The following is a 6,290-nucleotide window of genomic DNA, read 5'->3' as shown; positions in this document are numbered from 1 at the left end:
TCCGATCTTTGCCCCGCGATGCGACTGACAGCAGGCAATCGCGGGGCAAGCCCGCTCCCACAGAGATAGTTTTCTAGAGGTCGATAACCACTTCCAGCACCCGGATCTGTTCCGGCTGTGGATAGTGCCAACGTACCTGCACATCCCAGAACTTCACCCCGTAGACGCGCTCAGGCGGTGGGATCTGGTAGGCCGGGCGCGGGTCCTGGGCCAGACACTGCTCGATCAGCTCAACCAGCGGCTCGCCAAGGCGCAAGGCATGATCGCGGGCTTGGGGCAGGGCAGCATCGCTCCAGGCGACCGCAATTGGCGCTGGCGGCGCGCTGGCCATGTGGTTGGTCGCGTAGCTGACTGCGTCGGCGTAGGGCACATAGGGCTTGATATCGAGCACCGGGGTGCCATCGAGTAGGTCGATGCCCGACAGCAGCAGGCGTCCGGCTTCAACCTTTTCCAGGCGCACGACCGATTGGCCTATGCCGTTGGGCCGGTGGGTGGCACGGGTGGCAAACACACCCATCGAGGTGTTACCACCCAGGCGCGGCGGGCGCACCTTGAGCCGTGGCTTGTCTTCCAGAGCCTGATGGAACAGGAACAGCAACCAGACATGGCTGACCTGCTCGAGCCCGGCCACCGCGTCACCGCTGTCGAAGGGCGGCAGCAGCTCCAGCACCCCACGTGCAGCGGGCGCCAGTTGGGGCTGGCGCGGGATGGCGAACTTTTCCTTGAAGCAGGAACGGACGAAACCGATCGGTGCGACGCTGTAGTTCATCGACAGCTCAGCCACGGACCCGCAGGGTCAGGCCCTTGAGGAAGTTGCGCAGCAACTGGTCGCCACACGGGCGGTAGTTGTTGTGCCCGACCTTGCGGAACAGGGCGCTGAGCTCCGGCTTGGACACCGGGAAGTCGGCTGCCTTGAGGATCGCGTGCAGGTCGTCTTCCTTCAGCTCGAAGGCTACCCGCAGCTTTTTCATGATGATGTTGTTGGTCACCGGCAGTTCGACAGGCTGCGCAGGGCGGCTCTCATCCTTGCCACGCTTGAAGATCACCAGGCCATCGAGAAAGTGTGCAATGACTTCGTCGGGGCAGCGTACAAAGCCTTCTTCCTCGTCTTTCTTGAGGTAGGAGACGATATCGTCGGTGGCGACTTCGAAGCCGGTCAGCTTGATGATATCGGCCAGTTTGGCGTCATTGACGTCCAGCAGGTAGCGCAGGCTGCGCAGTACATCGTTGTGAATCATGGTGACAATCCTGTTCGGGGCGCAACCCGAGTGGCTGCGCCTTGTTGCTAGAATTTTTCGCTGGCCGACAGATAACGCCACTGGCCCAGGGGCAGCTTGCTCATCGGCACGCCGCCGAGGCGAATTCGCCGCATGCTCAGCGGGGTGACCCCAACGCTGCTGCACAGCAAGGCGATCAGGCCCGGCTGCGGGTTTTTCACAACCATGCGCAGGCGCGTTTCGTTCTGCCAGCTGGCCTTGATCTTCGGCAGCTCCTTACCCTTCCAGGTGAACCCGCGGTTCAGCCGCTCCAGGCCATGGGCGATCATCTCGCCGCTGACTTCAACAACGTATTCCTGTTCGAGCTTGGCCAGGTCTGATTCAAGCTTGCGGGTGATCCGCCAGTCCTGGGTAAATACCTGTAGGCCGCTGGCGCCTTGTTGCAGTGGCGCCACGTTGTTGAGGCGGGCGAAGTGGCCTTTGAGCGGGCGGCGGCCCTGGCTGTGATCTGCCGACAGGCTGTCGGCAGTGATGCTGTTGCAGGCGCTGTCGAGGTCCTGGCCGGCCGGCTGGTGGAGCAGCAGGGTCACCGGCTCCAGGGCTTCGGCGCGGGCACCGGCGAGCAATTCGACCTTCTGCTCGGCTACCTTGAACTGCGGCTCGTCGACCACCGCACCGTCCACGGTGACCCAGCCGCCTTCAATGTACAGCTCAGCCTCCCGTCGGGAGCAACCGACCTGCTCGATAAGGCGTTTGGAAAGGCGAATGGGTTCAGACATGACGACAGCCGTAGGTACAGGGAAAGGTGCCTATTGTAACCGTGCGGAGGGGCCCGGGTCCGGCAACATTCGCCCATCGGGTCATTAATCTGTGATTTCGCCGCATTTCAGAAAAGGATTACGCTTTCTGTCAGCCAGTTTGAGCGGCTTTTGTCTGAATCAGCCTCAGATGCAGTAAGGGGTAGGGTTGGCCCATGCCATCCGTTTCTGAGCGCCCGACCACTTCAAAGCCCTGGCGTAGATAGAAGCCCAGTGCCTGCGGATTCTGTTCGTTGACATCGAGCTGGACGGCGTTGAGTTCGTTGATGGCGTAGTGCAGCAGGCGTTTGCCTTGGCCCTGGCCGCGCACCGCCGGATCGATGAAGAGCATTTCCACGCGCCCGGCAGCAACACCGGCAAAGCCGGTAATACGCTGCTTGGCATCCTTGCAGCAGATCAGCATCACTGCATCCAGGTACTGACTGACAAGCAGTTCGCGTAACAGGCAGATGTAACTGTCAGGCAAGAAGTCATGGGTTGCCCGCACAGACGCCTCCCAGACACGCGCCAGTTCCGGGTAGTCGCTCAACCTGGGGGTGTGCACGCTGATATGCCTGTACATCGCTCTGTTCTCCTTGGGCAACAGAGACAACGATAGTTGTAAAAAAAAGCCCCGCCAGAGTCGGCAGGGCTGTTTTTCAGCAGGTTAGGCCTGGATCGGCTCAGCCCACATGTCGTACTCGTCGGCGTCGGTGACCCGGCAGCGCACGGTGTCACCCGGCTTGAAGCCGTGGTTGCCATCGATGAACACGTTGCCGTCGATCTCTGGCGCGTCGAAGTAGCTGCGGCCGACCGAGCCTTCTTCTTCGACTTCATCGATCAATACGTCGATTTCGCGGCCGATGCGCAGTTGCAGGCGGGCACTGCTGATCGCCTGCTGGTGGGCCATGAAACGATCCCAACGCGCTTGCTTGATGTCATCAGGAACAATGTCCAGGCCCAGCTCGTTGGCCGGCGCGCCTTCGACAGGCGAGTACTGGAAGCAACCAACGCGGTCGAGCTGGGCTTCGGTCAGCCAGTCGAGCAGGTACTGGAAGTCTTCTTCGGTTTCACCCGGGAAGCCGACGATGAAGGTCGAGCGGATGATCAGCTGTGGGCACTGCTCGCGCCACTTCTTGATACGCGCCAGGGTCCGGTCTTCAAAGGCCGGACGCTTCATCGACTTGAGCACTTTCGGGCTGGCGTGCTGGAACGGGATGTCCAGGTACGGCAGGATCTTGCCGGCCGCCATCAGCGGGATGATGTCGTCGACGTTCGGGTACGGGTAGACGTAGTGCAAGCGCACCCAGGCACCCAGGCTGCTCAGTGCTTCGCACAGTTCGAGCATGCGTGTCTTGACCGGACGACCGTTCCAGAAGTCGGTCTTGTACTTGACGTCAACGCCGTAGGCGCTGGTGTCCTGGGAGATCACCAGGATCTCCTTGACCCCGGCCTTGACCAGGCGCTCGGCCTCGCTGAGCACTTCACCGACCGGACGGCTGACCAGCTTGCCGCGCATCGACGGGATGATGCAGAAGCTGCAGCTGTGGTTGCAGCCTTCGGAAATTTTCAGATAGGCATAGTGGCGCGGGGTCAATTTGACACCCTGTGGCGGCACCAGGTCGATCAACGGGTTGTGATCCTGACGCGGCGGTACCACTTCGTGGACGGCGTTGACCACTTGCTCGTACTGCTGCGGGCCGGTCACGGCCAGCACGCTCGGGTGTACGTCGCGAATGCTGCCTTCTTCGACACCCATGCAGCCGGTGACGATGACCTTGCCGTTTTCCTTGATGGCTTCGCCGATGACCTCAAGGGACTCGGCCTTGGCGCTGTCGATAAAGCCACAGGTGTTGACCACCACCACATCGGCGTCCTGATAGGTGGGCACGACTTCATAACCTTCCATGCGCAGCTGGGTCAGGATGCGCTCGGAATCGACCAGGGCCTTGGGGCAACCCAGGGATACGAAGCCAACCTTGGGCGTGGTGGGCGTAGGCGTGGTGGACATGACTAACCTCGGTGTAATGGGGACAGTCGTGCGACAAGCGCCGCTGTCCTGTTGGGCGCTAGCAGCGCCTCTGATCAAAAAGTGCGCAATTCTAGCGGGCGCAATGTCACTTGACCAGCAGAAAAGCGACGAACGCTAAGCTATGCTTCGCGACGATATGCCTGCGTTTGTATCGGGTCTGGCTGCACGCGTGGCGCGGTAGCAAACATTTTAGCGTCTGGCGTGGATTTTACCGGCCCCAGGGTCTTGGTTGCGGGAGTGGCGGATGGTTCAGGCAAGCGATCAGGCTGATTCCGGGCATTCGGCGGCTAAGCCGTTGAGCTTGCTGGTGGCAGCGGTAGGGGTGGTGTACGGGGATATCGGCACCAGTCCTTTATATACCCTCAAAGAAGTGTTCTCCGGTGACTACGGGGTGCCGGTCAACCATGACGGGGTGCTGGGCATTCTGGCGCTGATCTTCTGGTCGCTGGTGTGGGTTGTTTCGATCAAGTACATGGTGTTTATCCTGCGCGCCGACAACCAGGGCGAAGGTGGCACCATGGCCCTGACCGCCTTGGCCAGGCGTGCTTCGGCCCCTTACCCCAAGCTGCGCGCGGTTATGGTGGTTTGCGGTTTGATCGGCGCGGCGCTGTTTTATGGCGACAGCATGATCACCCCGGCCATTTCCGTGCTGTCGGCAGTGGAGGGTATGGAACTGGCCTTCGACGGCATCGATCACTGGGTGGTGCCGATAGCCCTGGTGGTGCTGGTGGGGTTGTTTCTGATCCAGAAGCATGGCACTGCGCGCATCGGCATTCTGTTCGGACCGGTAATGGTTGCCTGGTTCCTGGTCCTGGCAGCGCTGGGCGTGCACGGCATTTCCCAGAGCCCCGAAGTGCTCAAAGCGATCAACCCGGTCTGGGCAGTGCGCTTCTTCATTGTTCATCCAGGAATGGGTGTGGCTATCCTCGGCGCTGTGGTCCTGGCCCTGACCGGTGCCGAGGCGTTGTATGCCGACATGGGCCACTTTGGTCGCAAGCCGATTGCCCGGGCCTGGTTCGTTTTGGTTCTGCCGGCCCTGGTGCTGAACTACTTCGGCCAGGGGGCGATGTTGTTGCAGAACCCCGAGGCGGCGCGTAACCCCTTCTATCTATTGGCGCCGGGCTGGGCGTTGATTCCGTTGGTCGGCCTGGCCACCCTGGCGACGGTCATTGCGTCCCAGGCGGTGATATCCGGGGCTTTCTCCCTGACGCGTCAGGCTATCCAGCTGGGCTATGTGCCGCGTATGCAGATCCAGCACACCTCAAGCGACGAACAAGGCCAGATCTACATCGGTGCGGTGAACTGGGCGCTGATGGTCGGGGTTATTCTCCTGGTACTCGGCTTCGAGTCGTCTGGCGCGCTGGCTTCGGCCTATGGCGTGGCAGTGACCGGAACCATGCTGATGACCACGCTGCTGGTGTCCACCGTGATGCTCTTGCTGTGGAAGTGGCCGCCGGTGCTGGCTGTGCCGGTGCTGCTTGGTTTTTTGCTGGTCGACGGCCTGTTTTTTGCCGCTAACGTGCCCAAAATAGTACAGGGAGGGGCCTTTCCGGTGCTGGCGGGGATTGCCTTGTTCGTGCTGATGACCACCTGGAAGCGCGGCAAACAGATCCTGGTCGAGCGCCTGGACGAAGGCAGTCTGCCGCTGCCGCTTTTCATCGGTAGTATTCGCGTACAGCCACCGCACCGGGTCGAAGGAACCGCCGTGTTTCTGACCGCGCGGGCGGATGCGGTACCGCATGCTTTGTTGCACAACTTGCTGCATAACCAGGTGCTGCACAATCAGGTGGTGTTGTTGACGGTGGTTAGTGAGGACACGCCCAGGGTGCCGGCACAGCAGCAATTCGAGGTCGAGGCTTACGGTGAGGGTTTCTATCGGGTGCTGTTGCACTTTGGCTTCATGGACGAGCCAGATGTCCCTGCAGCACTGAAGTTGTGCCATCTGGAGGGGCTGGATTTCAGTCCCATGCGCACCACCTACTTCCTCAGTCGTGAGACGGTGATTCCTTCTCGCTTGGTGGGTATGGCGCGTTGGCGGGCTCTGTTGTTTGCCTTCCTGTTGAAGAATGCCAACGGCACCCTGCGGTTCTTCAACCTGCCACTGAACCGGGTGATCGAACTGGGTACGCAAGTCGAGATTTGACGGGGGGAGCAACTGTCTTGATTGGCTATACGGTGGGAGCGGGGGGGGCGCTCAGCTGGAGGGTGGGGGGCGAACGCTATCGCGGAGGAAGAGAGGACCCC

Annotated in this window: 6 protein-coding genes; 1 reads left to right on the top strand and 5 read right to left on the bottom strand. The window is 61.0% G+C overall.

The features are described from left to right. Positions 1-73: 73 nt before the first annotated feature. From tsaA to rimO, 5 genes are all read right to left on the bottom strand, one after another. Positions 74-769: a tRNA (N6-threonylcarbamoyladenosine(37)-N6)-methyltransferase TrmO gene (tsaA, locus tag ACO6VD_RS03535; RefSeq protein ID WP_422417069.1), complete on the bottom strand. Its 696-nt coding sequence runs from the start codon at positions 767-769 to the stop codon at positions 74-76. A 7-nt stretch (positions 770-776) separates the two neighbouring features. Then, positions 777-1,238 carry a DUF1456 family protein gene (locus tag ACO6VD_RS03530; RefSeq protein ID WP_422417068.1) on the bottom strand — a complete coding sequence of 154 codons (462 nt, stop codon included), beginning with the start codon at positions 1,236-1,238 and terminating at the stop codon, positions 777-779. Between the two features lie 47 nt (positions 1,239-1,285). Continuing rightward, a complete protein-coding gene (locus tag ACO6VD_RS03525) occupies positions 1,286-1,996 on the bottom strand; it encodes an rRNA pseudouridine synthase (RefSeq protein WP_422417067.1) in 711 nt (236 codons plus the stop codon). 130 nt (positions 1,997-2,126) lie between these two features. Next, the gene (locus ACO6VD_RS03520; RefSeq protein ID WP_422417065.1) at positions 2,127-2,597 is read right to left on the bottom strand and encodes a GNAT family N-acetyltransferase; all 471 of its coding nucleotides are present in this window, start codon (positions 2,595-2,597) and stop codon (positions 2,127-2,129) included. An 84-nt stretch (positions 2,598-2,681) separates the two neighbouring features. Next, positions 2,682-4,025: a 30S ribosomal protein S12 methylthiotransferase RimO gene (gene rimO, locus ACO6VD_RS03515; protein ID WP_422417064.1), complete on the bottom strand. Its 1,344-nt coding sequence runs from the start codon at positions 4,023-4,025 to the stop codon at positions 2,682-2,684. A 265-nt stretch (positions 4,026-4,290) separates the two neighbouring features. On the opposite strand from rimO, the gene ACO6VD_RS03510 reads away from it, so the two are divergent. After that, positions 4,291-6,189, top strand: a complete 1,899-nt coding sequence (locus ACO6VD_RS03510) for a potassium transporter Kup (RefSeq protein ID WP_400170482.1) — start codon at positions 4,291-4,293, stop codon at positions 6,187-6,189. Positions 6,190-6,290: the final 101 nt, after the last annotated feature.

The sequence above is a fragment of the Pseudomonas sp. GZD-222 genome, from assembly GCF_049310525.1.
Taxonomy (GTDB): Bacteria; Pseudomonadota; Gammaproteobacteria; order Pseudomonadales; family Pseudomonadaceae; genus Aquipseudomonas.
Note: the sequence above shows the minus strand (reverse complement) of the source record. Positions and strands in the feature narration are given on the sequence as shown.